Raw genomic sequence first — 26,987 nt, 5'->3', positions numbered from 1 at the left:
TTAAGGTCGAGGAATATGAAATGTCTTTTCAAAAAACTTGTCCCCTTTAGGTTTAAAATGACCCAAATGTATGCTTTTGATTTTGTAATCGGGCAAATTGTTCTTCCCAAAGAAAAAGGTGTCTTTTTTAGTAAAAGAAATTTGTTTACCCCCTTTTATATCTAAATTGGCGAATTTATGCTTTTTACGGTTTTCGGGAAGTACATCCAACTCTTCTGGAAAAACATGGAAAAAAAACATGCTTTCCTTATCGCTTTCCTTGTAATCCTTTATGATACTGTAGGTTTTATCCAATAGGTCTATTCTTATCGTATAGCCGTCATTCTTGTAATGGATTTCGTCCTCGGATTCTTGTAAGTCATTTTCAACTGCAATTGGCTTGTTGAACAAGATAGGGGTTTGCTTCCAGGATTTGTCAAAAATGTTCTCATACCTAAGTTGATAATCCTCTCCAAGCTCGTATCCTACCTGCCTTGTAATGTGGTGCTTGTCAAAAAGCGCAAAAATATCATTGGACCATAGCTGGCAGGTATCGTCCGCACACATTAACGGTTTAAAATCTACCCATCTTATTTTATCTTTATAATCGTCAAAAAGAGTGTGGGCATACTGTAATGCCGGTATGTTTCCAAATAATTTATCTTGGTTTTCTTTTTCTTGGGCTGTCTTCCCAAACAATATGTTCCCATAAATGTTCTTACGAGCTTCATTATCAGATGACAATTCCAAGCCGGGAACATAAAATATTGGCTGCACTCCCTGTTTTAGGGCTTCGTCTATTATCCATCTTTCCCATTTTGTTTTTGTGCCTGCAAAATTTATGTTATCCAGTTTCACCCATATCACTACATATTTCTTACCTTTCAATAGTTCTACATATCTTTGCTTTGCGTTTTTGTGTCTGTAAACAGTTGCTGTTCTTTCATGTAAAACGTGACCAACCAATTTTTTTTCTTTTAATTGTTTATCTACGAAATGTTTAAACGCGTGAAAGTGAGAGTTTGCCAAAATCAGCACTTCCGCCTCCTTGGTGGTGATTTCTTTTGTTTTTTTTCTATTTAAATAATCACCAATAAAATACTCCATACTGCCGTATTTTTTCTGGATTTCTTTTGTGAGAGGGTTTTCATTTACTTTCAGATGAGGCGTGATATTAGAACTATAGCTATAACCGGTATTATCTATTTCTGCTTTGGCATAAAACTTTTCAGGAGCCAATTTTTGATACTTAAATAAACCTACCGTACATAAAACCGGAAGTACTACCCATAACATAAAAGCATATCTAAATTTATAGGTGACATTATACCTAAAGGTATTTTCAACATACTTCCAACTTAAATAGGAAATAGGAATCATTACGACGGACAACAACAGCAATTTACCCAGTAACGTGAACTCGCTTACCTCATAACCTAATTCTACGAGCGTAGCTATTATAATCCAATGCCATAAATACAAACTGTAGGAAATTTTTCCAATAAAGCGCATTGTCCCATGTTCCAGAATTTGTTTAAATAGCGTGGGCGAATTACCCTCTTTTCCCAAGTAGATAATTACAATTGTAATAAGCGAAACTAACAGTGCATTGGTGCCCGGCCAGGGACTAGACCCATCAAAAAAGTAAGAAAAAAAGAATAGAAGAAAAAAAGAAGCCAAATATAGCCCGCCAACACCATTTTTAGATTTTAATAGCGGGACTTGGTTGTAAAAAATGGCAAGCATAGATCCCGTAAATATTTCGAAAAATCTAGTGTGAAGTAAGTAATAGTTGCTTTTCGTTTGATCCGTAAATTCTACAAAATAAATACTTAAGCAAATAGAGAATAAATAAATACAGGTAATTAGTATGTTCCGGTATTTAGGTTGTTTAATTTTCCATATCAAAAAAAACAGTACCGGCACCAACAGGTAAAACTGTTCTTCAACTCCCAATGACCAAGTATGCAATAACTGATATCTTTCCGAAACGGCATCAAAATAGCCATGTCCCAAATTAGCAGCGGCATAGTTTCCAAGACCAAGCGAAGCATAAGGTAAAAATTCAAGGTAGTTCCTTAAAGGGTCGGGGAGCAGTACAAAAAGGTTAAAAATGGTAAGTAAAATTAGAATAACTATTAGGACCGGAGCAATTCTTTTGATTCTGTTCAAATAAAAACTCTTGAACGAAAACCTACCTTCACTTAATTTTTGGGTAATATTATAAGTTATAAGGAAACCGGAAATAACAAAGAAAATATCAACCCCCAAAAAACCTCCCTTGAAAGAATAAATGCCTAAATGACAAAAAATAACGACCAGAACTGCAATAGCCCTTAAGCCATCAATATCCTTTCTATATCTCATAAAACTAAAAGAATAATTTTTGTTGCTTTAAGGCTTACTATTTAGTTTAAAATTGTTTTGACCTTGTTAAGGTGCTCTAAAGTATGTTATACGTGTGTAAAGATAAGTATAAAGATAAAAAAACGGTAAAACCAGCCCATTCTATCTTAACCATATTTTACTTACTTTGCCGCATGTTAATTTTTGACTGCAAAACAATTTCCCATTAATTCTATGTCCTATATCTTTGTGTCATTATTAATGATACATTTTGATGGGAAAAAACAGTAAAAGGTGGTTAAAAAACCCTATTGCGATACTACTTTCTGTAGCACTTGGTTTTCTTGTGGCTTTCGGAATATTTCGTTTCGAAGATATTGCCAGATTTATAGGAACCAGTAAAATTCCCTATGAAAAAATAAACAGGACTTCTCTAGAGTTCAAGGAACTCATACGCCCCACTTTTTTTAATATCGAAGATTTTGGCGCCTCCTTGGAAAGTGAGGACAACTCCGGTGCGCTGCAAGCTGCGATAGATGCCGCAATAGTGACAAGCACGGAATTACGATCGGACAACAAGTGGGACATTTATGTGGGTAAGGTCTATATCCCATCGGGGCACTGGAGGTTTAAGAAAGGTGTCTCGTCTACCATTGGTGTAGAAATCTTTGGAGATGGTGTAGGTAAAACCTATTTAGATTTCCTGGGGAATGGCATATTCTTGGATTTTGGTTCTGAGAATGAAAAATTTGACCTAAAAATCAATGATCTTTTTATAAATCAGTTTCATCCAGAGTCTATCGCTATTCATCTAAACCAAGTTAACAGAAATAGCGGGGTGTCCAATATAATTATTGAAGGGGGTGCCATTGGCATTAAGCTTACAAATTGTTATACGCCAAGCTTTGATTCTTTTTTTATCTACAACACCAAGCAATATGGTGTTTTGGGCTTGAATGCAACCAATACTGATTTTAGTAATTTTAAAATAGAAAACTGTACCGTTGGTGCAAAGTTCATGAATAGCGATATTAACTCCTCTACTGGTCTAAAATTCTTTGGCGGGGTTATACAGGGATGTTACGACGAAGGTCTTATTCTTATGGATCTAACCAATTTCTCGTCCTATTCCACATTTTTAGAAGGCAACGGAAGAAATGACGGAAAACCACAGATATACGTTACAAGTGATTTAAACGGCAAGTTCGATAATGATATGATCGCGTTTTACAGTCCTTTTATAACCGGGGGGCATAGTTCAAACAAAGGGCAAACGGCGGTGAAAGTCGAAAACACCACCAATTTTATCTTTAAGGAGAGTTTCATGCGCGCCAACGATAGAATACTTACAGGTATCGAAGTTGGCAAGAACGTCATTAATGCGGATATTATCAATTCAAAATTTAGTGGTGTCAAGAAAGATTTTGTTATTCGTGACGCCAAGACCAATTTAATACTGGACCCTGCATCAAAAGAAGGTAGAGGTTATGGTAGACAGATATTTGGATTGGGTTCCGAAAGCGGGAAAACAAATAATAGACATTATATGGAAAGTTACCAAGGTGTTTTTGGTAACTTTAATACCGGTAAGGTCGGTATTGGAAGTTTTAACGGAAAACCAAGTGTACAAGGTTTTGGAGGTGGAAGCTCTTACGATTTTTTTACAAATCCAAAAGTTGGAAACCACATATCCGCACAACAAGGTATTACACAAATGGCGGGAGTTAAATTTGGCACGATGATTACCTCGTCCAATGCTGAAACGAACAAGAAAATACGTAACGTTTTGGTAAATACGGACGAAGGAAAGCGTTTTGTAACCATTAATACCACTGAAGAGGAAACTAGCAGGGAACTGGTTATAAAAAATACAGGGACAAACTCCAATGCACTTGAAATAAGGTCTGCCTCGACCACAATAGACAATAAGAATACTTTTGAACTTTTGGATGGCGAGGCAATAACGATGGTCTACGATGGCAATCAATGGCAGGTGATATCCAAATATCAACTTTAACTGGTATATCAGTAGTAAGCTAAGCCAAAATCAACGCATAATCTAATACATTTTTTTTCGCATAATGCCGTTAAAAAAAGTCGGAAGCCATGGCTATGACGTAATTTTTACCTGAATCTCCTCCAAACTGTACTCCCCATGGTCGGTAGCCTTGGACTTCATTTGAGCGTTAACGTAACCTCAGGTTTATTTTATAAGTTCTATAAGATTGTTTACCGCCATGGTGCCCTGTCTTTCTACACTTTGAAAGGTTCTGGAGCCTACATGGGGGGTTATGATAACGTTTTCCACTCCTTTTAGGACTTCACTGTCCAACATAGGTTCATGGGCCAGAACATCTGTTAAATAACCTCTGATCTTTGCTTGCTTGAGACCCTTGATAATCGCGTTGGAGTCTACCAACATACCCCGTGAGGTATTTATTATTATTGGGTTTCTTTTTAGCTTCTCAAAAATCACTTCCTCACCGATCATGTGTTCGGATTCAGCCGTGTGGGGTACATGAAGGCTTATTACATCTGCGTGTTCGTATATTTCGTCCAAACCGGAAACGAACCTAACATCACAATGTGTTTTTAAAAAGTCCTTGTCCTCAAATATATCAAATGCCATAACCTGCATCCCCAAGGCACAAGACTTTTTCGCAAGCTCCTTTCCCACAGCTCCCAAACCAACTATTCCTATGGTTTTTCCCTGTATTTCATGACCTACCCAACGTTGCCAACTTCCTTCCTTTGTAGAATTGTATTGTAGATGTACATTTTTTTCAAACGTGAACAATAATGCCAAAACATGCTCGGAAACAGATACTTGGTTTACGCCCGGGCAATTTGTTACCGGTATGCCCAATTTTTTTGCTGCATCCAGATCAATCCTATCCAGACCTACGCCGTACTTGGATATATATCTTAATCTACCTTTAAACCCCTTTATCAAGACCTTTTCCGTGTACTCATCATCACCACAGATAACAGCATCGTAATTTCCTATAATAGGTAACAACTCTTCTTCTAAAATTGGTCCCCTAAGTGTATCCAACTCATATCCTTGGGCCTCTAAAAGTTTTTGATGCCTCCCGGGAGTGTCCTGAAACGATGTTGACGTGAGCAATACTTTCATTAGGGTAACAGTTTTTGTTCTATTAATAGTTTTTCCAATTGTTTAAAGGTATCGAATTGGAGTCCTGTGTAATCTTTAAAAAGTCCTTTATTTTCCTCATTATTACGTAGTGCAAAATGAAGGTTTGAGAATTGGGCAGCATCCATATCTGTTGTGGCATCGCCCAAAAACAATGTTTCTTCTCTATTTAAATCAAATGTATCGAGTAAATACTCCGACCAATACCTCTTATTTTCCGGAGAACCGTGGAGACCTTCAAAATAATGGTCTATCCCTCTGGAAACAGCTATTTTTTCAATTTCGATAGTAGGTGTACCGGTAATCACCCAAAATCTAAGTGTATTGGCATATTTTTTTAAAAACCATAGAGAGTCCGGAACTGCTTTGGAATCTATTACTTTTTGTAGTACCAATTCGGAAAACCTATTTGCCATTCTATTCAATTCTACATCGCTAAGATCTTTTCCGAAAAACTCCTTTTCCCAATGCCTGAATTTCTGGAATCTTGAAACTCCACCATGATTGATGTGATATTCAACCACGCTTTTGGCTATATCCTCTCCATGTGGCAGGTACATTTCTTTAAATGCATCTGTCTTGGCGCTCACGGATTCTGCCAGAACCCCGTCAAAATCAAAAAAAATATTCCTTATTGGCATTCCTCTCCCTTTCTAAAACTATGATTTGTTATTATGGACGGCCCTAATACATTCCAATAAACCTTGGCCCATATCTATGTGCGGGTTGGCGGTCAACTTTTTACTTACGCTGGGCTCAAACGAGTATGGGGTAAATTTATAATGGTTCTGGTAACCGGAATCATCACAGTTCACTTCCACTTCACCATTCAATATTTCCTTTATCATTTGAAATAGCTCTAAACGTTTCATGCGCTCGGTTCCGGTCAATATTACATGAAAGTTCAGGAATTCTTCAGACTCGATAACATCAACCGACAACTTTGCGGCATCGGCTGCATGTATATACTCCCTGATTTCCAAACCATCGCCGTGATGGTCTATTGTTTTTTCCTTTACAGCTCCTTTTACCAAATTGTAAATGTAATTATTATCATACGCCCTTTCCGAATACACAGAACCGTATCTAAGGATTACAAAGGGTACATCGTACTTTTTATGATATTCTTCAATAATCTTTTCGGACGCCAATTTACTTATGCCATAAAACGAACCTTTATTACTCATAGCATAGGCACTGCTGGCATAGACAAACTTTTCTATCTTATGTTTTACACACTGTTCCAGAATGTACATATTGCCAATAACGTTCAGGTTCATTGTTTTTAGCGGAAACTTTATCGCCTGATCCAAATTGGCAAAACCGGCCAAATTATAAACAATATTAAAATCGTCCGAGTCAAAAACAGCTTTCACCTGTTCTTCTTCAGAAATATCACAATAGGTATATTTTACGCTGTCCGCGAGCTCCCTATCCTCAGAAATATCGGCCACGGATACGCTAAAACCTCTATTTAAAAGTTCTTTTACCAAATAATGCCCTAAAAAACCAAAACCGCCAAAAACCAGTACCTTTTTCATTACTTCAAGTTAGACTTTAAAAGTTGCATTTGCTCTCTGGCTTTGTCTCCTAAAAAGAAAAAGTCCAAGCTAAAGGCTAGAAAATTATAATTCATATCCAGCTTGTCCATGACCTTTTTATAGTCCGATTCAATGACGTGAAAACCTAAATTTTTGGATTTTTCCAAGGTAATCTTATCAATTTTTGCCAGTACTTCCTTAACGTCATCGTCATAAAACATACCAGGTTTCCCCATAGATGCCGAAAGATCGTAAGGGCCAACAATTATTCCGTCAATACCTTCTACGTCTAAAATCTCCGCCAAATTGTTCACCCCCTCTATATGCTCTATTTGGGCTATTACAATAGATTCTTCTTGAACCCACTTGTTATATTCATTAAAGGCAACGCCATAATGCTGCGCTCTTGAAAGTCCCACACCCCTGGTGCCATGAGGTGGGTATTTTACCCAAGAAACGGCTTGTTTGGCCTCTTCTGCATTTTTAACCATTGGTACTATGATACCATTTGCACCGGCATCCATAACGCGTTTTATAATCACTTCCTCATTCTTGCTTACACGAACCAGCGCTTCCATTTTATTGGCCTGTACATGCCCCACTAGGTTCTGTAAGGTAGCTATGTCGATAGCAGAATGTTCCAGGTCTATGGTAAGCCATTCGAAACCAGCGGAGGACATTATCTCTACTATTGATTGATGAGGGATGGTTAACCAAGACCCAAAGGATAGTTCCCGGTTCTTTAGCTTTTGTTTTAGGTTGCTCTTAACGTGTAAAAAGTTTTTCATCTATTTTAATTACAATTTTCTTAATGGTTTCGGTAGTACTGTCCAATGCATACTGGCAGCCGTGGATATCCTGAGGAAAAAAAACGGCCATTTGACCCGGCGTCAATCGCAAATCTATGCTTGGTTTTTGTATGCTTTTGTAAAACTGACAGTCTGTTTTGGTATCGTAAGGAGCTATAATTTCTACCTGGGTATTGTTGTAAATGTTAATCCCCTCGCCTCCTTTTAACACTACTTGGATATCCACTTCTTTTTTATGGGATTCTATAATGGTCGGGGCCAGTTTTGTTTCATAGCTCATGACCTTATAATAACAAGATTCATGTATCCTGTATTCGCCATTTGCAGTATCGACGCTTACACTTGATAATGTATCTAAAATTTTTCCAAATATCCCTGAGGCATCGAAATAAGTGCCCCAATTATCAATACTATCGAATATCATCTTAGTATTTTATAAAGAGATTCGGCCATAATAAAATCATGTAGCTCATCTATATCTATTGCCTCGATTTTGTCTATTTCGAACATCAATGCTTTTTTTCCGATTCGCTTACCTCCAGAGTTTTCGAACGATTGTTTGGAAAAAATATACAAATTGGAATTCTCCTCATATATAGGAGGCAAGTCCTGCGTTCTAATGAGCTGTACGGGGTCATGGTTCAAAGGAGTGCCGTCACAGCCATATAACCTAGTCTGCATTCGGGTAACGGAGAAAATAGAGTCGTAGGTGTCCTTTCTTTTCAACAAGGTTTCGATAGCATTGTCTATGGTTTCTGTCTTTAAAAGTGGGTTGGTACTATGGGTCTGTATATAATAATCGGATTGTACCTTGTTTATATCATAAGCTATTACCTTGTTCATGGAGACATGGTCTCCGATGATCTCCTGCGGCCTATCGATAATAATTACATTTTCACCGTAATTGGCCGAAATATCGTTGCTTATATCCTTGCTGTCGGTATTTACAACAACGTTGTTTATGTATTTTGAGGCCAATAAACTATTTAGAATTTTATGATATAGTGGGGAACCGCTAAAATTTTTCAGATTTTTGTTAGGTACTCTTTCAGAATTACCCTTCATCGGTAATAGTGCAGTTATTCTCATTTGATTAGATTTCTTTAGTTGGCATCCTTGTAATTCAAAGATAATAGATAAAATTCAGCTTAAATATATCACAGGGTTCTTTGGAGCTTTTTTCAAAAATACGATAATTACTATTCTGAACAAGCCCTGATTTTTTCATCAAGCTCCGATTTTGATCAATTATTTAATCGAATCATAACAGAAACTACCTTGAATACAACCGGCAATACCCCGTAAACATAAACACTTAAAACTTCGCGGAATTTTAAAACTAAGCCCTTTTGATTTCGTTACTTTGGGTCCGCCTTAGTTCAGCTTCATCAAATACTCGCCATAACCGCTCTTTAACAGGGGTTTGGCAATTTTATGCAACTGTTCTTTTGATATATAGCCCATCGTGTAGGCAGCTTCCTCTATAGAACCTATTTTAAGTCCTTGTCGTTCTTCTATCACCTGAACAAACTGTGAAGCTTGCATAAGAGAACTGAACGTACCTGTATCCAACCATGCAATTCCCTTGTCCAGAATACTTACATGAAGGGCTTCCTTTTCTAAATACACTTTGTTAATATCGGTTATTTCTAGCTCGCCCCTTTTACTTGGCCTTATCAATTCTGCTATTTCTACTACAGAATTATCGTAAAAATAGATTCCCGGTACCGCATAATTGGTTTTAGGCTCTAAAGGCTTTTCCTCTATTGAAACTACTTTCCCGTTTGCATCAAAATCTACCACGCCGTATCTATTGGGATTGTTTACATGATAACCGAAAACAACGCCACCATTGGGATCGTTGTTTTTTTGTAACAAAGCAGAAAGACCGGACCCATAAAACAAATTATCCCCTAAAATAAGGGCTACCTTATCATTTCCTATAAAGTTGCGCCCTATTAAAAAAGCCTCTGCAATACCATTTGGTTTTTCTTGGACTGCATACTCAAAATTACATCCTAGCCTACCACCGTCTCCTAATAAGTCTTTGAACAGTTGTGCATCTTTGGGCGTAGTTATGATCAGGATATCCCGTATTCCAGAAATCAATAATGTGGATATGGGATAATAGATCATCGGCTTATCATATACCGGCATAAGCTGCTTGCTTATAGCCAAGGTTAAAGGTGCTAAGCGTGTTCCGGAACCTCCTGCCAATACTATTCCTTTCATACTATGGTTATGAATATTTCTTTAAATACCAGTTAATTGTTTGTATAAGTGCGGGGCTAAAGGCTTCAATCGGTTCCCAACCTAATCCAGTTTTAATTTTGGTTGCGTCTACAGCATACCTAAAATCATGCCCTTTTCTATCTTTTACGAAACAAATCTGATCCAAATAACTTCCTGTTTTTTTTGGCTTTACATCGTCCAATATCCTGCAGATATGTTTAGCTATGCTCAAATTGTCATATTCATTGTTGCCTCCCATCAAATAGGTTTCCCCTGCTTTTCCCTTATGGAATATTTGGTCTATACCTTTACAGTGGTCCAGCACATAAAGCCAATCCCTTATGTTTTTACCGTTTCCGTAAATGGGAATACCATCAAGTTGTATTGCTTTTCGGATAATAGTTGGAATCAACTTTTCGTCATGTTGTTTTGGTCCAAAGTTGTTGGAACAATTACTGGTAACCACATTAAGGCCATACGTATGATGATAGCTTCTGACCAAAAAATCGGAAGCGGCCTTGGAAGCACTATAAGGACTGTTGGGCGCATAAGGGGTCTGTTCGGTAAAAAATCCAGTGTCTCCAAGGCTACCATATACCTCATCTGTAGAAATATGATGAAATCTTTTGTGCCCGTATTCGGTTTTCCAATTCCTCTTGGCTGCTTCTAAAAGCGTAAACGTCCCTTCTATGTTGGTTTTGATAAAACTGCCCGGTGTTTTAATAGAATTGTCTACATGTGATTCTGCTGCAAAGTGAATTACGGCATCTATTTTATATTCCTTAAAAATACTATTGACCAAATCCTTATCACAGATGTCACCGACAATTAATTTGTGTCTAAAAGTTTCAGCTACTTCTGTTAAATTAGAAATGCTGCCTGCATAGGTAAGTTTGTCAAGGTTAATAATGCTATACCCTTTATTCTTGTCCAAAAAATAAGGTATGAAATTACTGCCAATAAAACCAGCCCCCCCTGTAACCAAAATTGTTTTCTGTATAGGGAGAATAGCCATTTTTAAAGAAGTTCCGTTACTTTTCTATTTAGGAATTTCATAAAAGAAATCAAAAAGAATACACCCAAAAAAATAATAGGAATCAACACAATGTTCTTTCCATAAAAAGCTTTTTGTACCTGCTGGGGCTTTCCGAAGTTAATAATTTTAATAGGCTCCGTTCGTTCCGCAAGTTCTAGAATTTTAGTCTCAATATCTTTTATTAAACTATTTTTAAAATTGAGTAGACCTGTGATATTTACTGTTTCTTGGTTGTCGAGTAATATACGCTCACCTCCGTTGAACCCATCCGACCGGCCCATTTTCTTTGAATAATTAGTAATTATTTCATCCACTTGGGCCAATAAGTCTTTATTTTGTTTTATTCTAGATTCCGCATTAGCTCTATAGATAGTTACAAGACCGTCAAAATAAGGGTTAGAATTAATATACTCCATCACTTTTTCGGAGAAATGCTTTCCTTGTTCCTTATTCTTGTAATAAAATGTTATCCTGTGGTTAAAAGAGCTCTTGTTCTGAAGTTCAGCTCTAACAATATCGGCAATGGCCTCTGTATCCTCAAATGACTGCAATAGTTCCAAGTACTTAATATCGCTTTCGCTATTATCATCTCCACTAACCCTATTTATGGTAATCTCCAACCCGCGATAATCCGTAAAATCAACCCCTATAGCATTAAAGAAGGTAGTATCTTGAGCTTCAATGTTCGCCTGAATCTCAGCGACTACATCATACAGATAATTTTTACTCTCCATTTGAGGTTTTACAATAACCTCTAGTTTAATTTTTTTTGAAATAATCTGGTTAAGCCCTAGACCAATACCGGCACCTGCGATAATCAATACCAACAAAACAATCGCATTGGTCTTTACATATAGAAATACCTTCAAAAAGCCCTTGAACAAACTATTGAATCCGTTCTGGATTATTTGGAACAATTGTCCCAAATCTATCTCGTCCGAACTGGTTTCTTTGTTCGGTATTTTATTTTCTGCCATTGCCCCCTATGAATTAAATATTTGTTTTAAAATCTTGTCCGTAATCAAATATGTGGGTTTTACCCCTGTAGTGCCCAAGCCACCGGATGCCAAAGTGCTTCCAGTTTCCAAAGGATTGTCCGAAGCGTAATAGGCATATCTGACTTTTACGTCTTCCCGTATACTTTTCCTGATTTTAGAAGCCGATTGGATCGCTTTCTGGTAATGCACCCCTTCCATTTCCAATCCTATAACGTTCCATGTAGAGTTATGGAAAAAACGCAGTATATCCTTGTTCTGTAAAGATGTTCCTAAAACGGTAACCATTGTGCCTTCGAAAACCTTTAAGCCATGTCCCTCAAAATCGGCCGCACACAGTTCGTTCTTAAATGGATAGTTATCTGCCGTACCTTCAAAAATATGTGCGGACGGAATCATTAAATCCCCTTTTCCGCCTTCTAAAATTCCAGCTTTCCCCATAATGGATATTGAGGCTACATTTAGAAATGCGTCTTGTTTCTTTTTATCTCCAAAGGGTTTTAACAATTCGTCAATGGTTTCATAAGCTTGTTCGCCAAAGGCGTAGTCCATCACAAAGATAATCGGTTTTTTTTCATCAGGTTCCTCCCTTATATCATAGCCGCATGCTCCCGAAACCAACTTGGCCAAATCAAAAATCTGCACATCTATGTTGGTGCCCGAAGTATCGTACAAGGAAATCATCCCGTTTTTTTCGGCTACCTGCTTGACCTTGTTTCTTAAGGTCTCGTTTTCAGAACTGCTTAACGCCTCATAAATTTTAAGCGAACTGGAATCGTTAAATTCCGGTGCAAGTGCATGCCTGGCGAACAGGGAATTCATAACACTATGCATATTGGCGGATATGATATGGATAGGCCTGCCCAAAAGTTTGTGTGCCCTCAAGGTCTCTTTGATATTATCTGCCCAACGCTCGCCATGTATATGATGACCTAACCTTTCTCGAAGTAGGGAACTAAATGTTACCGTACGTTTTTCTCCGGTAATCTCCTCTTCCAAGGATAGTTTGCCAAGCCAATAGATTATTTTAAGAAAGCGCTCCGGATTTTCGTCTGTCCTTAACTTACCATAGATTTCCAATATTTCTTCAAAAGATCTTCCTAGAATATTAGCCGTATGAATCAAGGCGATTTCCCTTTCTTCTTGGGTTATTTCATCCTTTTTGATAGTTGCCTCCAATTTGGACCAATCGCGTATGGTCTTTTCGGTATCTGGAATAAGCACTCGTTTGCAGATTTTATCGGACTCAATAAAAAGAAATGTTAAGTGGGTAAGGATGTCATAAATATCGGACCTTCCTCTTGTGATCTCAATATTCATTTGTTCATCATCGATCCTATAACAATTTCTTCTTCGCTTTGGTGGTATGATGGCTTCCATGTGCGAATTACCGAAGCCTTCATCTGTAGTAAGATTTATAAACTTACACTGCTCTATGCCCGCCGGCAACCTTTCCAGTACATATACCAGTCCGCTCAATTCTGCCTTTTCTTCGGCAACAGACCCATATATTTCTGGTCGTAAAGCCAAAAGTGCATTTTTAAGCCCATCGCCGGATACCCCGTTAGGTTTGTAAAAACCTCTATTGAAAAGATGACGCATGGTGATATACAAGCGTTCGATTGCGTTCGTAGATTCTTGTGCGCGAGATGGTGTAAGTGTTTTTCCCATATTAGGTTTCAAACAAAATTACGAATAAAAAACTTCTTAAAACCGACTCTTCCCGTGGACGAACCCTAAGAATATTTCAGCCGTTTTATTTTGACCGAAGAGGGGCAAAACCGTCAAGAAAAATCCAGAAGCGCCGTTAGGGCATTATTTAAACTTAAGTTGTGTTTGCCCAACATTTTATCGTTGTTTATAAGCCAATAATTTTTCCGCCACCTTCCTATCATTGGAAAGGCGTTGAACCTTGTTTTGTCCGCCCAACTTACCTATAGACTTCATGTAGGCCCTGAACCCTCCGTTTTCTATGGGGGTAACTTTAAGGGTCTGCAAAACTTTGCCCGTAATTAAATCGTCATAATAACTGTTCTGAAGTTGTAGCGCCTTGTCCAGAACCTTTATGAAAGTGGCCATGTCCTGTGGTTCCTTCTCAAATTCTATTAACCATTCGTGATAAGGAAGTTCATTGTTTTCTGGTGTAATTTGTGGGGCTACGGTAAACTCGTTTACGCTTGCTCCTGTCTTTTCAGTAGCTACCAGCATAGCTTCTTCAACTTCCTTTGCAATGACATGCTCCCCAAAAGCAGAAATAAAATGCTTTATTCTTCCTGAAACGATTACTTTAAACGGTCTTAGAGAAGTAAACCGAACGGTATCTCCAAGATTATAGGCCCATAGTCCCGCATTTGTAGATATAATCATTACATAATCAACGTCTAGAACAACATCTTTTAGTGTGATCCGTTTTCTGTTTTCCGAGAAAAACTCATCTGCCTTTACAAACTCATAAAAAATTCCGGAATCAAGCAATAGCAGTAGGCCCTTGTCCTTTTGCGAATTTTGATACGCAAAAAAACCTTCACTGGCAGGAAATAGCTCAATACTATCTACTTTTCTTCCAATAAGCTGTTCAAACTTTTTTCTATACGGTTCATAATTCACTCCCCCATAGATAAAGAGCTCAAAGTTCTTAAAGACCTCTCCAATATTCCGACCGGTTTTTTCTTGGAGTTTCTCAAAATACATTTGCACCCAAGACGGAATTCCTGCAATTACGGTCATATCTTGGCCCTTGGTCTCCTCTACCACTGCATTTACCTTCGTTTCCCAGTCGTCTATACAATTGGTTTCCCAGCTTGGCAGCCTGTTCTTTTGTAAGTAATTGGGAACATAGTGCGCCGCTATTCCGGAAAGCCTCCCAAGTTTGATTCCATTTTTTTCTTGAAGTTCCGGACTACCTTGCAAAAAAATCATTTTCCCGTCTACAAAATCGGCCCTACCGGTTTCGTGAATATAATTGAGCATGGCATTCCTAGATGCCTCTATTTGATATGTAATGGAATCCTTTGTTATGGGAATATATTTGACCCCGGAGGTGGTTCCGGATGTTTTTGCAAAATATACCGGTTGTCCTGGCCATAGTATGTCGTGTTCTCCCGCTACTACTTTTTGCACATAGGGCTTTAACTCTTCATAGTCCCGTATGGGGACCTGTTTTGCAAAATGCTCAAAGGAGCCAATGTTTTTAAAACCATGGTCTTTTCCAAATTCGGTATTAGCGGCCTTTTGTAGCAGCCTATTAAAAACCTTTTGCTGTGTTTGAATAGGATTTTTCACCCATTTTTGGGTCTTTCTATGTATATAACGCGCGAAAACCTTGGCAGCTATTGCTTTTAGAGACATACTGTTAGTTAAAGTCGATAAAATCTAACGGGTTTATAGGATTTCCGTTGTCCCAAAGTTCAAAGTGTAAATGTGGTCCCGTAGAAAACTCTCCGGTATTCCCCACAGAGGCGATCACTTCCCCGCCTCTTACGACATCGCCCTGAGACTTGGCCAAGGATCCGTTATGCTTGTAGACCGTAAGGAGTCCGTCTTCATGTTCCAAGATAATAACATAACCGGTTTCCGCAGTCCATTCCGAAAAAATAACGGTGCCGTTAGCTGCAGCCTTTACAGGTGTATCCATTGGAGCAACGACGTCTACCGCGTAGTGTTTCTGTTCTGCATCGAACGCCATGGTTACGCTACCTGTAATTGGTGGGAACAGCACCATACTTTTTTTATCCGTGTTTCTTTCGAACAAATTATACTTGTCCTCCAAGGCCACCTCTGCCCTTAGAATTGAATCTTGCCTAGTAGGTGTCAAATCTATTGATGCTGGATCTATCTTAAATTGCTGAAACAAGGAATCTCTGTTAACTTCATTATTTTCAATATCCCCTTTCAACACCATTCTAATATTATCTAAATACTTATTGGTATAATTAAGCGTGCGGACTAGCGAATCTGTTTTATAGGTAAGCTCTGTCGCCTGCTTCTTAAGTCTTGTAGATGAATAGCCGGGAATATATTCCCTTAACGGTGTAAAAGCGATCAACAATATAGTTAAACCAATAAGGGCGATCATGAGCAAAGATCCCGTAACAAAAACGTTGAGCCTGCTTAGTTTAAAGGATATTTTTTCCTCGAAAGTGCTTTCGTTAAGTATCACCAACCTATACTTATGAAGCAATTTTCGTTTAATTTCCTTTCTTTTTTTTCTCTTTTTGGCCATTGTAACAAAGATAAACTTAGTAATGAAAATATGTGCAATTCATCTAAAAAATAAACAGTCATAGGGAATCCTTTGTTTCAAACGTCATGTGACAATGACCATAATTTTTGCATCCATTCTCCATGGCTATTCGCATACCTAAATATTATAGCAGAATATGCTAGTTTTTCTTACCTTCGTATAATTCTTAAAAGATATGGATATGACATTTTCGAATATAATATTGGCTATTGGCCCATGGCAGATAGGAATAATAGTATTGGTTGTGCTTTTGCTTTTCGGTGGAAAGAAAATTCCAGAATTAATGCGAGGCCTAGGAAGCGGTATAAAGGAATTTAAAGATGCATCAAAAGAGGACGAGCAGCTAGACGAGAACAAAAAAGACTAGCACTGTCAGATTTGTTTCCGTAAAAATTTTAGCCACAATTTAAATTTGTGGCTTTTTTTGCTGTACACTTTTCTTCTTCACAAACAGTTTAAGACATCAAGTCCTTAATGACCTCATCAATGCTTCCAGTAGTACAAGCCTATATCCCAAACCTACCTTATATCGTCCACGACCATAAAGATTAGGGCATCACGCACCAAATTGCCAAGTTACCAAGCAGTTTTATCTTAGAAGTCATTTAGCCCAAAACATGCATTAAAAAACCATTACAGCCCCGAGCTGATGCGAATACTACCGTTGCGCTACTTTTTTACGATGTAACCTTAGTGGTGCTATGCTAAAATCGATGCAACCCTAGTATTCATTGTGTTTCGAAGCTTCATAACGAAGTGCCATTACATAATTTGGGTTTACCCTTTTTCACTTCGCGCTGCAGCTGGCTCCTTGTTCAAAAGCCAACGATTTGGCTTTTGTTTTGGTCCTGTCTTTTTTTCCTTCCATAGCAATGCTGTGCAACTCAAAAAAATCTTCAAATGTTCAAAAAATCACTACGTTTCGCTTGAACGCGAAAAGTTTAAACTACTTCTTAAACTGTTTATAACCGTTCAATATCTCGTTCGTTTTTTAGATAATTTTATGTCCTAGTGTTTTTTATTTTTATACCAAAAGGTATTTTATTGCCCTCTATCCAAGATTCGCCCATTATTGCAGTGCTCAAGAATTCCTAAAAATCATTTTTGTACAGATACACTACAGATTATATCGCTTTCACAACAAATTATAATCCTAATTCTATAATACCAGTATTTTCGTTAGCCAGAAGCATCGATAACCAATTATAACCGACCTAATCGATGTTCATTTTAATGACAAGCCTTACCCATGAAAAAAATTATTAGCGCTTTTATATTTGTTTTATACTTCGGTACTTTTGCGCAAAACCTGCAAGAAACAAACCGTACCCTTAACAATTCGGTTGCAGATGTCCCACATACATATATGGCTGACGCTATTGAACCTAGTGATCAGGATGCTTTCATAGTCGCTGCGTTGGAAAAAGGCATTCCACAAAGAACTTTTGAAAATCTTGCAAATGTTAAAAACGGCTATTACCTGGTATCGGGAGTCTTTAGCAAATCGAACAAGTTGGACAAGCAGGTAAAGAAGCTTGCCAAAAAGGGGTTTGATGCAGGGTATTTTCAGAATACGGAAAACGACCTTTACTATCTTTATGTGTCCAGCTACGATGCTTGGGAGAACGCCATAGATGCCCATGAGTCTAAGTTTAACAATAAATTTAAAGACGATGTTTGGATTCTTCACATTGCAAATAGTGCTCCGGCAGACAAAATAGGTTCCAAAAATAGGGTTGCCAAAAAAGATAATAAAAAGAGTAACAAAGTTTCTAGATACGCAAAAGCCTCCTCGCCCGCTAAGCTCATTCAACGGGCAGATGAATATTTTAACAAAATGTGGTATGCGGAAGCTTCTGAGCTATACGAACAGGCTTTGCAGGACAAGAGCAACTATTCTTTCAAAGTTTTGGAAAAAGCGGGCGATGCGCACTATTTTAATACTAACATGGAACAGGCCTATAAATGGTATACCATTTTGTACGAAGAGTATGAAGAAGAAATGTCCGCGGATAACATCTTTAAATATGCACACTCCTTAAAAGGCAATGGTAAGTATGCTAGATCAAAAAGACTTATGCGATTGTACAATAAAAAGATGAGGGATGAAAATGAGGTTGCTTCCTTAGTAGAAAAAAATGAAGTAGTTCTCGATGAAATATTGAACAGTCCTAAAAAGTTCGAAATTCAAAACCTTAGTGTTAATTCTCAATACTCAGATTTTGCACCTATGTTTCATAACGAAAATGAAATTGTTTTTGCTTCTGCAACAGACTCGTCATTTTTAACTACCAGAAGGTACAAATGGGATAATCAGCCGTATCTAGACCTTTATGTAGGACAACTTAATGAAGAGTCTTCCGACATTAAAAATGCCGTAAAATTTTCTAAGGAATTAAATACAAAATATCATGAGGCAGGTGTAACTTTTTCACCTGACAACAAGACCATGTATTTTACAAGGAACAACTATGGAAAAAAATTAAAACGGGACAGTAAAGGCATTAACCACTTAAAAATTTACCGCTCACAAAAAGTAGATGGCAAGTGGACGGCAGCTACGGAACTCCCTTTTAACAGTGATTCATATTCCACAGGTCACCCGGCACTAAGCAAGGATGGTAAAAAACTGTATTTTGTTTCGGATATGCCAGGGAGTATGGGCGATTCTGATATTTTCGTTGTTGATGTTATGGAGGGCGGCAACTTTTCTTCACCCAAAAACCTTGGCCCGGAGATAAATACCGAACAAAAAGAAATGTTCCCTTTTATCAATGGCGAAAAACTATACTTTTCCTCCAACGGCCATACAGGACTGGGCGGATTGGATATTTATGAAGCAACATACGATGAGGAAAACGGATTTTCTGATGTAAGGAACCTTGGAAAACCCATTAACAGTAATAAGGACGATTTCTCGTATATCATTAACGAGGAAACTAAAAAAGGGTTTTTTGCTTCCAATCGTGACGGTGGTAAAGGTTTTGATGATCTTTATTCCTTTAAACACCTTTTAGTTGAGGAGGTACCAACGAACATTAATGCCATAGCAGGAATTGTAACAGAACTCGTAACGGGTGATATTATGCCTAGGGCTTTAGTACAACTTCTTGACGAAAACAATGTGAAACTAAAAGAAATAGAAACAGACGAAGACGGTAGCTTTATATTTGAAGACCTGGATGCAGATACCAAATACATCTTAAAAACGAACAAGGAAACATTTTTTGTAAACGAATTAGCTGTTTCAACTCTGCAAAACGACACCATTAACGTAGATATTGCCATGAAAAAACTTCAGGGCATGATCGCCGTTGAAGATGGCATACGCAAACTTAAGACAGAAATGATCCATTTTGATTTTGACAAATCTTATATAAGAGAAGATGCAAGCAAAGAATTGGATAAGCTGGTCGAAGTAATGAACGAATATCCGAACATGGTCATAAAAATTGAGTCCCACACAGATTCTAGGGGTAGCGCAGTTTACAATGATTACCTTTCGGACAAAAGGGCTAAATCGACTAAAGACTATATTATTTCCCAAGGAATTGATGCCAGCCGTATAGAAAGCGCAATAGGTTATGGTGAGCAACAGTTGCTCAACGAATGTAATGGCAGGGTTGCTTGCCCCGAGGAAAAACATTATTTAAACCGTAGGTCTGAATTTATTATTGTAAACATGTAAACAAATCTACTTTACCATTTTAAAAAACCGCCGATGAAAATATCGGCGGTTTTTTCTTTACGAAATGGTTTAAACTTTTCGCGTTCAAGCGAAAATTAGAAATTTTATGACCATTTGAAGGCTTTTTTGAGTTGCATAGCATAGCTATGGAAAGAAAAAAAGACAGGGCCGAAACAAAAGCCAACAATTTGGCTTTTGAATGAGGGGCCAGCTGCAGCCCGCGGCGAAAAAGAGCAATTTTTTAGCTAACGGAAAAAGTTTAAATGACTTCTATAAGCAACACCTTGCCCCAACATATAACTAAACCGCAATGGATTGAAAATCCTTAGGTTTTAATGAGTAATGAAGTTGCAAAAGGCTATCTTGTTAATGGGTTGTTCAGTTATTTACTTCCAATAATCAAAATGGCTAAAATGTTTATAGCAACTAAAGTGGCTGCAATAAAATTGAAGGGTTTTAACCTTTAATACCAATTTAAATTCTAGATATCGCATAAAAGATTGTCCCTTTTTACGGTAAATAATGGCAAAGCTGATACGATATTCCTTACAAACATAAAACAGATGTACATTCCGCTTCTATTTCAACGAATAAAATGGCCGTTTGTAGATTCTTGAAAATAATAGATGCGGTTAATAGAATAAACATGGGTTTGGTCTAATCTATTTAGGACCCTCCGTAAATAAATTGATATTTGGTTTTAAGAACATAAAACCCTCAATTATGGAGAAAATTCTACTTATCAGAGAAATATACCTTGAAGCTTTCCGGAACTGGAAATACCTCATCTTAAAAAATTATTTTAAAATTTGGGCGTTTATATGCTTTGCCCTTATTGGAATAACGATATATGCCTTCATATTTAGGCTGTCTACGGGTTTTGCCTTCGGCAATCTTTAAAAAGTAGCCCAACAACAAAAAACGCCTTGAAATTTCAAGGCGTTTTTTGTTAAGCTAAACTGTTTGATTATTGCGGTGAATTAAATTTCAAGGTTTTAAGGATGGCTTCCAGCTCAAACATATAGTCCCTTTTTTCTGTAGCAGGGGCAAATGTAAACCCTTCCAACACTAATTTTCTATTGTTGGGTTTGTCATTGATTATATAGGTTAGAAAAGGTCCTGCCATCGGATATCCGGACATTTCCCATATACCCCTTACCTCAGCTGATTTTCTCCCTGAAACTTCGGCAGGGAACACATACGGGGAAAACGCCTTCTCGGTAATCATGTGGTTCTCTTTACCGGGAATAGGTTCTCCAGGAATAAAAAGCTTTCCAATAGAATCACGCATTTTTATAATATCCTGTACAAAGGTACTATCGTTATCAAAGGTATCCCAAGGTACACTGTAGGCGATAATGTTCATGGTCCCTTTTTGTATTTGCCTATCGATCCAAACAAAATTTTCCTCTTCCCTTCCAACCTTATAAATAGATGGAACGTTAAGGGTAATGCCCAAGTGTTCCTCTAGTGCCTTCTCTTTGTTTAAGGATTTTAAAAACCGTCTTTGTGCTTCGTCTATTTCCTGCTTCTTGAAGATTTTGATGAACTCGGGAGCTTTTTCGTTAAGGTTTTCGATTATCTCTGCTTTACTGCGCCCTTTTAGCACCCCTACCCTTTGCGGTTTGGCGTACATATTGGATTTCATGTGTGCTATATCGAGAGAATCCTCCATTACATAAAGCACATTCCTAGTAGTTCTAACGGCTCCGTTAAAAACTTGCGGGGGTACTTGGGTAATGGTGAACAATGCTTCGTCCCAAGTTAGCCCCAAGGCCGGTGCGGCAAAATTCTCACGTATCCTGTCCCCAACCTCACTTTTCCATAGTTCGTTTTCTATAACGATGGTAAGGGTGTTATAGGCTCCAATGGAATCTGGCAAGTAGTCCTGTTTTTTTCCTTCTTTACATGAAGATAGAACAAGGCATACGACTGCGCTAAGTGTAAGTAATTTTTTCATTTTTGGATCTTTGGTTTAAGATGAACAATCGCACAATTTTAGTTTTGTGCCTGGTTTTAGATTGTTGCCACTAATACCGTTCCATTTTCGTAAATTTTCTATACTAATTCCAGGATATTTTCTGGAAATGGTCCAAAGAGAGTCGCCACTTCGCACCTCGTGGACCTTACTATTGCTCGCTACAGCTGTTCTAGATGGGGTGTTTTTAGGCTTTACGGCAGGCGCAGTATTCTTTTTTGGATAAATGGTCAGTCGTTGCCCTATACGTAGATTATTACTTCTAAGTCCGTTCCATCTTTTTATCTGGCTAACCCCAACGCCGTAACGTTCCGCAATTTTTCCTAGAAAATCTCCACTGCGTACTCTATATCGTATGCTATTTTGCGCCGCTTTTTCTTCAAGTTTGGCTAAGATGCCTTCCTTTTCCTTAAGTTCTTTTTCTACATGTGCATAGATAGCTTCTTCATTTGCAACGAATTTACCCATATCCGTTATAGGAAGGCGCAATGCATTTGTTTTTCCTTCCACAAAAGGTATGGCTTCCAACTTGTATGCAGGATTTAAAAACGTCAGCTCTTCTTTGTCTATACCCGTAAGTTCGCTGATCTGATCAAACGTAATCATACTTTTCACATGTATGGTGTCCGTTTCAAAATAGTTTCGTTCGGCAATTTTACCAGTGATTCCATGTTCCTCTGCATATTCAAAAATATACATGGTAGCCAAAAATGCCGGAACGTAGCCCGCCGTTTCCCTAGGTAGGAACGTTCTAATGTTCCAATAATTTTTATATCCGCCAGACCTTCTAATAGCTTTGTTCACGTTGCCGGGTCCAGAATTGTATGCCGCCAATGCCAAATCCCAGTCGTCATACATATTGTAAAGCCAGTTTAAGTACCTACAAGCGGCCTCCGTAGATTTAATGGGGTCGCTACGTTCATCTAGGTAGCTATTGATCTCCAACTTCATTTCACGCCCTGTACCGTACATAAACTGCCATAGGCCGGTAGCACCTACCCGCGACCTTGCCTTTGGGTTTAAGGCAGACTCTACAATGGCCAAGTATTTCATTTCCAGAGGAATATCATGGTTGTCCAATTCCTGTTCAAAAAGGGGGAAATAGAACTGACTTGCCGTAATCATACGCTCCATAAGTCCTCTTCTTCTGGTCAAAAACGATTTGATAACACTTTCAAGAGAAGAATTGTAGGCAACGTTAAAAGGCGTTTTTTGGTTTAGCCTTTCCAAACGCAGCTTAAGCGTATCCGTGTTTAAAACCAATGGGGGGACAACTGCTGTGGAATCCAGGTTGGTCTGCACCACCTCTTCATACATTTCCTCAAAAAGGGAATTGTTCTCAATGAGACGCTGCATCCAAATACTATCAAACCTTGCAGCTTCCGCTTGGTCCTTTAAATCGTAGTGCTTGGCTTGCTTCGCCTTAAATAACCCTAAAGGTTCGTCCGGTCGTACATTCCCTTCCAATGCCTCCATTTGAGCCGATAAGGCTTCTTGGGAGAGACTGTCCAATACAATCTCGGGGGCTATTTGCTGTGGCGCTGTTTCGGTAATTGAATCTTTTTGCTGGGCATGAGTACCCAGAATTATAGAAAACAGTCCTAATAAAAGTAAATTTTTTGATTTTAGGTTGTACATAGTTAACGAAAGTTTACGAGCGGGGACTAACGAAAATCGTACATTTTTTTGGTAGAATAAAATATATTCTCTTAAAAATGTGATTGATCTACCTAAGCCCCGTTTATCGATAACGTCCTTACTATGCTAATATTGCAGCGATACCGGGCAAGGTTTTACCTTCAAGACTTTCGAGCATGGCGCCCCCACCGGTAGATACATAACTTACCTTGTTTTCAAACCCGAACTGTTTTACCGCAGCTACGGAATCTCCACCGCCCACTAAGGAAAATGCCCCATTTTGGGTGGCTTGGTCTATAAAATTCCCCACCGAAACAGTGCCATTGGCAAAACTTTCCATTTCAAAAACACCAACAGGGCCGTTCCAAAGTATCGTTTTGGAGCTTAAAATAACGTTTTTAAAGTTTTGCAGGGTCTTGGGCCCAGCATCCAAACCTTGCCAACCATCCGGAATTTTGTCTACATCAACTATTTTTGTGTTTGCGGTATTGCTAAAGTCATCTGCCGCAACAACATCAACGGGGATATGAACACGTACCCCTTTTTCCTTAGCCTGTTTTAAAATCTCCATGGCCAGTTCCATCTTGTCGTCTTCGCAGATAGAATCCCCTACTTGTCCGCCTTGTGCCTTCACAAAGGTATAGGTCATTCCGCCACCGATAATCAAATCGTCTACCTTGTCCAATATATTTTCTATGATCGTAATCTTTGATGACACCTTTGCACCACCTAAAATTGCCAAAACAGGTTTTTCGCCGGTACGCATCACCTTTTCTATAGCTTGTATTTCTTTAGCCAACAAGTACCCAAAACATTTTGCATCAGTAAAGTATTTTGCAACGATGGTAGTAGACGCATGTGCCCTGTGTGCCGTGCCAAAAGCATCGTTCACGTATATATCTCCCAATTTCGACAATTGCTCGGCAAATGCCTCGTCGCCGTTTTCTTCCTCGGCATGGTATCTTAAGTTCTCCAACAACAATACTTCCCCGTTCTGTAGCGCTGCAACGGCTTTTTCTGCATTTTCACCAACACAATCATCAACGAATTTTACCGCAACACCAATAACATTGGAAACCGCGTCGCAGATATGTTTTAAGGACAAGTCTGGATTCCTCACCCCTTTTGGCCTGCCCAAATGACTCATAAGTACTGCACTGCCACCATCTTCCAACACCTTTATGATCGTAGGTTTTGCAGCTGCTATCCTATTGATGTCCGTAACCTCAAAATTCTCGTTTAACGGAACATTAAAGTCTACGCGTATCAATGCCTTCTTGTTTTCAAAATTATAGTCGTCCAGTACTTTCATGATATTCTACTTTTAAATAAGTCACAAATGTAAAGATTAATAGAGTGGAGATAAAACTCTGTTGGTTTTAATTTATAGCCGAAACCTTTATTCTCCACTGCATTAAAAACTCTTATATTTGAAAGTATGTTTTTTAAGGATATTTTAGGGCTTTCCCATATTAAAAACCATTTGACCTTGAGTGCCGATGCCGGTAGGATTCCTCATGCCCAACTGTTCGTGGGGCCAGAAGGTTCAGGTCTATTGCCCATGGCTCTGGCCTACGCCCAATATATAATCTGCAACAATACCAATAGTGAAAACGAAGGTGGTGAAATTGCCTGTAACCTAAAGTTCAATTCTTTTTCGCATCCTGATATGCATTTCGCATTTCCCGTTGCCAACTCTGATAAGGCAAAAGCCCATGCGGTAAGCGATAATTATATCCAGGAATGGCGAAATTTCATGGCCGAACAGCCTTATGGAAACCTGTTTGATTGGTATAGGCTTATAGAGATTGAAAAAAAACAGGGACAAATAGGCGTAGACGAAGCCCAGAATATTTTGAAAAAACTCTCCTTAAAATCTTACGAAGGAGGTTATAAAGTAATGATTATTTGGATGGCCGAACGCATGAACACTGCCGCATCCAACAAACTTTTAAAACTAATAGAGGAGCCGCCGGACAAGACTGTTTTTCTGCTACTTTGCGAAGATGAAGAACAAATTATCCAGACTATAAAATCTCGCTGCCAAGTCTTGCATTTCCCGCCTTTGGCAGAAGAAGCGATAGTCTCGGGCCTAATCGATAAAGGAGCTACCAAAGAGGAGGCTATGCGTATTGCCCATGAGGCCAACGGAAATTTTAATAAAGCCCTGGACCTTTTCCATAACGACTCGGAAGACTTGGTTTTTGAAAGATGGTTCGTACAATGGGTACGCAGCGCGTTTAAGGCAAAAGGAAACAAAGCGGCCATACACGAGCTTATTCTTTGGAGCGAGGAACTGGCCAAGACCGGAAGGGAAACACAGAAAAAATTCCTACACTATTGTATTATGGTAATGCGGCAAGCATTATTGTTAAATTATGGAGCAGGGGAGTTGGTCTATATGCGAATACATATTGATGGTTTCCAATTGAAAAAATTTGCGCCCTTTGTACATGAAAATAATATTCTCCCTATTGTTGAAGAGCTGGAAACCGCTATTTATCATATTGAAAGAAATGGTAATGCCAAAATCATCTTTACGGACCTTTCCATTAAATTAACACGGTTGCTACATAAAAAACCAGGTTCCCTGCTCACAAAGCGCTAAAATTTACGTATGCTATATCTTAATCAAACATCTTGTACCCATGGAAACACTACTTAACAACGCTACTATAGTTTTACTCCTGCTATTTCTTGTGATTACGTTTTTACAAAGCGGATTGGATAAGATTACCGACTGGAAAGGAAATCTAGCTTGGTTAAAAGGCCATTTTGCCGAAACTCCTTTTAAGAATATAGTGCCTTTACTTTTAGGAACCGTTCTGATAACGGAAGTAATTGCAGGGGTGCTATGCCTAGTCGGTATTTTTCAAATCCTATTGAAAGGAGGTACGGATTTGGCCTTGTACGGTGCTATTCTGTCAAGTATCGCCCTGCTAATGTTGTTGTTAGGGCAACGGATCGCTAAAGATTACGAAGGTGCACGAACAATTGCGGTTTATTTTATTCCTACTATTTTTTTAGTTTTTCTTTTACAGCTTTAAAACAGAAGGCTCCTTTGTCCTATTGACCATATCGGAGCATTGTTATAATCAAATCGAGATAATACCCGTTTTTACGCAACATTGGGCATTGCGTTTTACAACACAAAACGATGCTTAAAATAGATAAATATCCTTTATAAGGAAATGTTTTGGAGGCATAACGCACCCGGAATACTCGGGGTAATCGCCATACAAAAAACATCAAAAAGAAAAACCCTCCGAAAAGGAGGGTCCTGGAGGCATCGAGCGCCCCGAAGCCTCGGGGGAACAGCTGTACAAACAACACCAAAAAGAAAAACCC

22 protein-coding genes are annotated in these 26,987 nt (G+C 38.5%); 6 read left to right on the top strand and 16 right to left on the bottom strand.

Annotated elements, in window-relative coordinates:
- Window positions 1-2,346 carry an acyltransferase family protein gene (locus ACFQZJ_RS00150; RefSeq protein ID WP_379931517.1) on the bottom strand — a complete coding sequence of 782 codons (2,346 nt, stop codon included), beginning with the start codon at window positions 2,344-2,346 and terminating at the stop codon, window positions 1-3.
- 253 nt (window positions 2,347-2,599) lie between these two features.
- Here ACFQZJ_RS00150 and ACFQZJ_RS00145 point away from each other — a divergent pair, with 253 nt between their 5' ends.
- Complete coding sequence (locus tag ACFQZJ_RS00145; protein WP_379931516.1) at window positions 2,600-4,342, top strand: glycosyl hydrolase family 28-related protein; 1,743 nt, start codon at window positions 2,600-2,602, stop codon at window positions 4,340-4,342.
- Window positions 4,343-4,528: 186 nt separating this feature from the next.
- Here the strand turns inward: ACFQZJ_RS00145 and ACFQZJ_RS00140 are convergent, their stop codons facing one another.
- From ACFQZJ_RS00140 to ACFQZJ_RS00085, 12 genes are all read right to left on the bottom strand, one after another.
- Window positions 4,529-5,461: a phosphoglycerate dehydrogenase gene (locus tag ACFQZJ_RS00140; protein WP_379931515.1), complete on the bottom strand. Its 933-nt coding sequence runs from the start codon at window positions 5,459-5,461 to the stop codon at window positions 4,529-4,531.
- The gene (locus ACFQZJ_RS00135) at window positions 5,461-6,120 is read right to left on the bottom strand and encodes an HAD family hydrolase (RefSeq protein WP_379931514.1); all 660 of its coding nucleotides are present in this window, start codon (window positions 6,118-6,120) and stop codon (window positions 5,461-5,463) included. Before ACFQZJ_RS00135 ends, ACFQZJ_RS00140 begins: the two co-directional genes overlap by 1 nt.
- Window positions 6,121-6,138: 18 nt before the next feature.
- Complete coding sequence (locus ACFQZJ_RS00130; protein ID WP_379931513.1) at window positions 6,139-7,020, bottom strand: NAD-dependent epimerase/dehydratase family protein; 882 nt, start codon at window positions 7,018-7,020, stop codon at window positions 6,139-6,141.
- A complete protein-coding gene (locus ACFQZJ_RS00125) occupies window positions 7,020-7,808 on the bottom strand; it encodes an HpcH/HpaI aldolase family protein (RefSeq protein WP_379931512.1) in 789 nt (262 codons plus the stop codon). Before ACFQZJ_RS00125 ends, ACFQZJ_RS00130 begins: the two co-directional genes overlap by 1 nt.
- Window positions 7,786-8,253, bottom strand: a complete 468-nt coding sequence (locus ACFQZJ_RS00120; protein WP_379931511.1) for a YhcH/YjgK/YiaL family protein — start codon at window positions 8,251-8,253, stop codon at window positions 7,786-7,788. The genes ACFQZJ_RS00125 and ACFQZJ_RS00120 overlap by 23 nt, the downstream gene beginning before the upstream one ends.
- Window positions 8,250-8,918 (bottom strand): acylneuraminate cytidylyltransferase family protein, encoded by a 669-nt coding sequence (locus ACFQZJ_RS00115; protein WP_379931510.1) that lies wholly within the window; start codon window positions 8,916-8,918, stop codon window positions 8,250-8,252. Before ACFQZJ_RS00115 ends, ACFQZJ_RS00120 begins: the two co-directional genes overlap by 4 nt.
- Window positions 8,919-9,203: 285 nt before the next feature.
- The gene (rfbA, locus tag ACFQZJ_RS00110) at window positions 9,204-10,061 is read right to left on the bottom strand and encodes a glucose-1-phosphate thymidylyltransferase RfbA (RefSeq protein WP_379931509.1); all 858 of its coding nucleotides are present in this window, start codon (window positions 10,059-10,061) and stop codon (window positions 9,204-9,206) included.
- A 7-nt stretch (window positions 10,062-10,068) separates the two neighbouring features.
- Entirely contained in the window at window positions 10,069-11,076 is a 1,008-nt protein-coding gene (gene rfbB, locus ACFQZJ_RS00105; RefSeq protein ID WP_379931507.1) for a dTDP-glucose 4,6-dehydratase, read from the bottom strand.
- A gap of 2 nt (window positions 11,077-11,078) precedes the next feature.
- Window positions 11,079-12,074 (bottom strand): hypothetical protein, encoded by a 996-nt coding sequence (locus tag ACFQZJ_RS00100; protein ID WP_379931506.1) that lies wholly within the window; start codon window positions 12,072-12,074, stop codon window positions 11,079-11,081.
- Between the two features lie 6 nt (window positions 12,075-12,080).
- Window positions 12,081-13,763 carry a DUF6909 family protein gene (locus tag ACFQZJ_RS00095; RefSeq protein ID WP_379931504.1) on the bottom strand — a complete coding sequence of 561 codons (1,683 nt, stop codon included), beginning with the start codon at window positions 13,761-13,763 and terminating at the stop codon, window positions 12,081-12,083.
- Window positions 13,764-13,940: 177 nt separating this feature from the next.
- Window positions 13,941-15,440, bottom strand: coding sequence for a GH3 family domain-containing protein (locus ACFQZJ_RS00090; protein WP_379931503.1), 1,500 nt, complete (start codon window positions 15,438-15,440; stop codon window positions 13,941-13,943).
- Window positions 15,441-15,444: 4 nt separating this feature from the next.
- A complete protein-coding gene (locus ACFQZJ_RS00085) occupies window positions 15,445-16,314 on the bottom strand; it encodes a M23 family metallopeptidase (RefSeq protein ID WP_379931502.1) in 870 nt (289 codons plus the stop codon).
- A 202-nt stretch (window positions 16,315-16,516) separates the two neighbouring features.
- Between ACFQZJ_RS00085 and ACFQZJ_RS00080 the strand changes: the two genes are divergently transcribed.
- From ACFQZJ_RS00080 to ACFQZJ_RS00070, 3 genes are all read left to right on the top strand, one after another.
- Window positions 16,517-16,702, top strand: a complete 186-nt coding sequence (locus tag ACFQZJ_RS00080) for a twin-arginine translocase TatA/TatE family subunit (RefSeq protein WP_379931500.1) — start codon at window positions 16,517-16,519, stop codon at window positions 16,700-16,702.
- Window positions 16,703-17,584: 882 nt separating this feature from the next.
- Window positions 17,585-20,023 (top strand): OmpA family protein, encoded by a 2,439-nt coding sequence (locus tag ACFQZJ_RS00075; protein ID WP_379931499.1) that lies wholly within the window; start codon window positions 17,585-17,587, stop codon window positions 20,021-20,023.
- Window positions 20,024-20,746: 723 nt separating this feature from the next.
- Window positions 20,747-20,923: a DUF6747 family protein gene (locus ACFQZJ_RS00070; RefSeq protein ID WP_379931498.1), complete on the top strand. Its 177-nt coding sequence runs from the start codon at window positions 20,747-20,749 to the stop codon at window positions 20,921-20,923.
- Between the two features lie 67 nt (window positions 20,924-20,990).
- Here the strand turns inward: ACFQZJ_RS00070 and ACFQZJ_RS00065 are convergent, their stop codons facing one another.
- The 3 genes from ACFQZJ_RS00065 to ACFQZJ_RS00055 all read right to left on the bottom strand — a co-directional run bounded on the left by ACFQZJ_RS00065 (window position 20,991) and on the right by ACFQZJ_RS00055 (window position 24,951).
- On the bottom strand, window positions 20,991-21,983 hold the full coding sequence (locus tag ACFQZJ_RS00065; RefSeq protein ID WP_379931496.1) for a DUF4837 family protein: 993 nt from the start codon (window positions 21,981-21,983) through the stop codon (window positions 20,991-20,993).
- Between the two features lie 15 nt (window positions 21,984-21,998).
- Window positions 21,999-23,639 (bottom strand): LysM peptidoglycan-binding domain-containing protein, encoded by a 1,641-nt coding sequence (locus tag ACFQZJ_RS00060; RefSeq protein ID WP_379931495.1) that lies wholly within the window; start codon window positions 23,637-23,639, stop codon window positions 21,999-22,001.
- Window positions 23,640-23,760: 121 nt separating this feature from the next.
- Window positions 23,761-24,951, bottom strand: a complete 1,191-nt coding sequence (locus tag ACFQZJ_RS00055; protein ID WP_379931493.1) for a phosphoglycerate kinase — start codon at window positions 24,949-24,951, stop codon at window positions 23,761-23,763.
- Window positions 24,952-25,077: 126 nt separating this feature from the next.
- Here ACFQZJ_RS00055 and ACFQZJ_RS00050 point away from each other — a divergent pair, with 126 nt between their 5' ends.
- Both ACFQZJ_RS00050 and ACFQZJ_RS00045 read left to right on the top strand, forming a co-directional pair.
- Window positions 25,078-26,247, top strand: a complete 1,170-nt coding sequence (locus ACFQZJ_RS00050; protein ID WP_379931491.1) for a DNA polymerase III subunit — start codon at window positions 25,078-25,080, stop codon at window positions 26,245-26,247.
- Between the two features lie 40 nt (window positions 26,248-26,287).
- Window positions 26,288-26,686, top strand: coding sequence for a DoxX family protein (locus ACFQZJ_RS00045; RefSeq protein ID WP_379931490.1), 399 nt, complete (start codon window positions 26,288-26,290; stop codon window positions 26,684-26,686).
- Window positions 26,687-26,987 lie beyond the last annotated feature (301 nt).

This window comes from Maribacter chungangensis (genome assembly GCF_042676845.1).
GTDB classification, from domain to species: Bacteria; Bacteroidota; Bacteroidia; order Flavobacteriales; family Flavobacteriaceae; genus Maribacter; species Maribacter chungangensis.
Note: the sequence above shows the minus strand (reverse complement) of the source record. Positions and strands in the feature narration are given on the sequence as shown.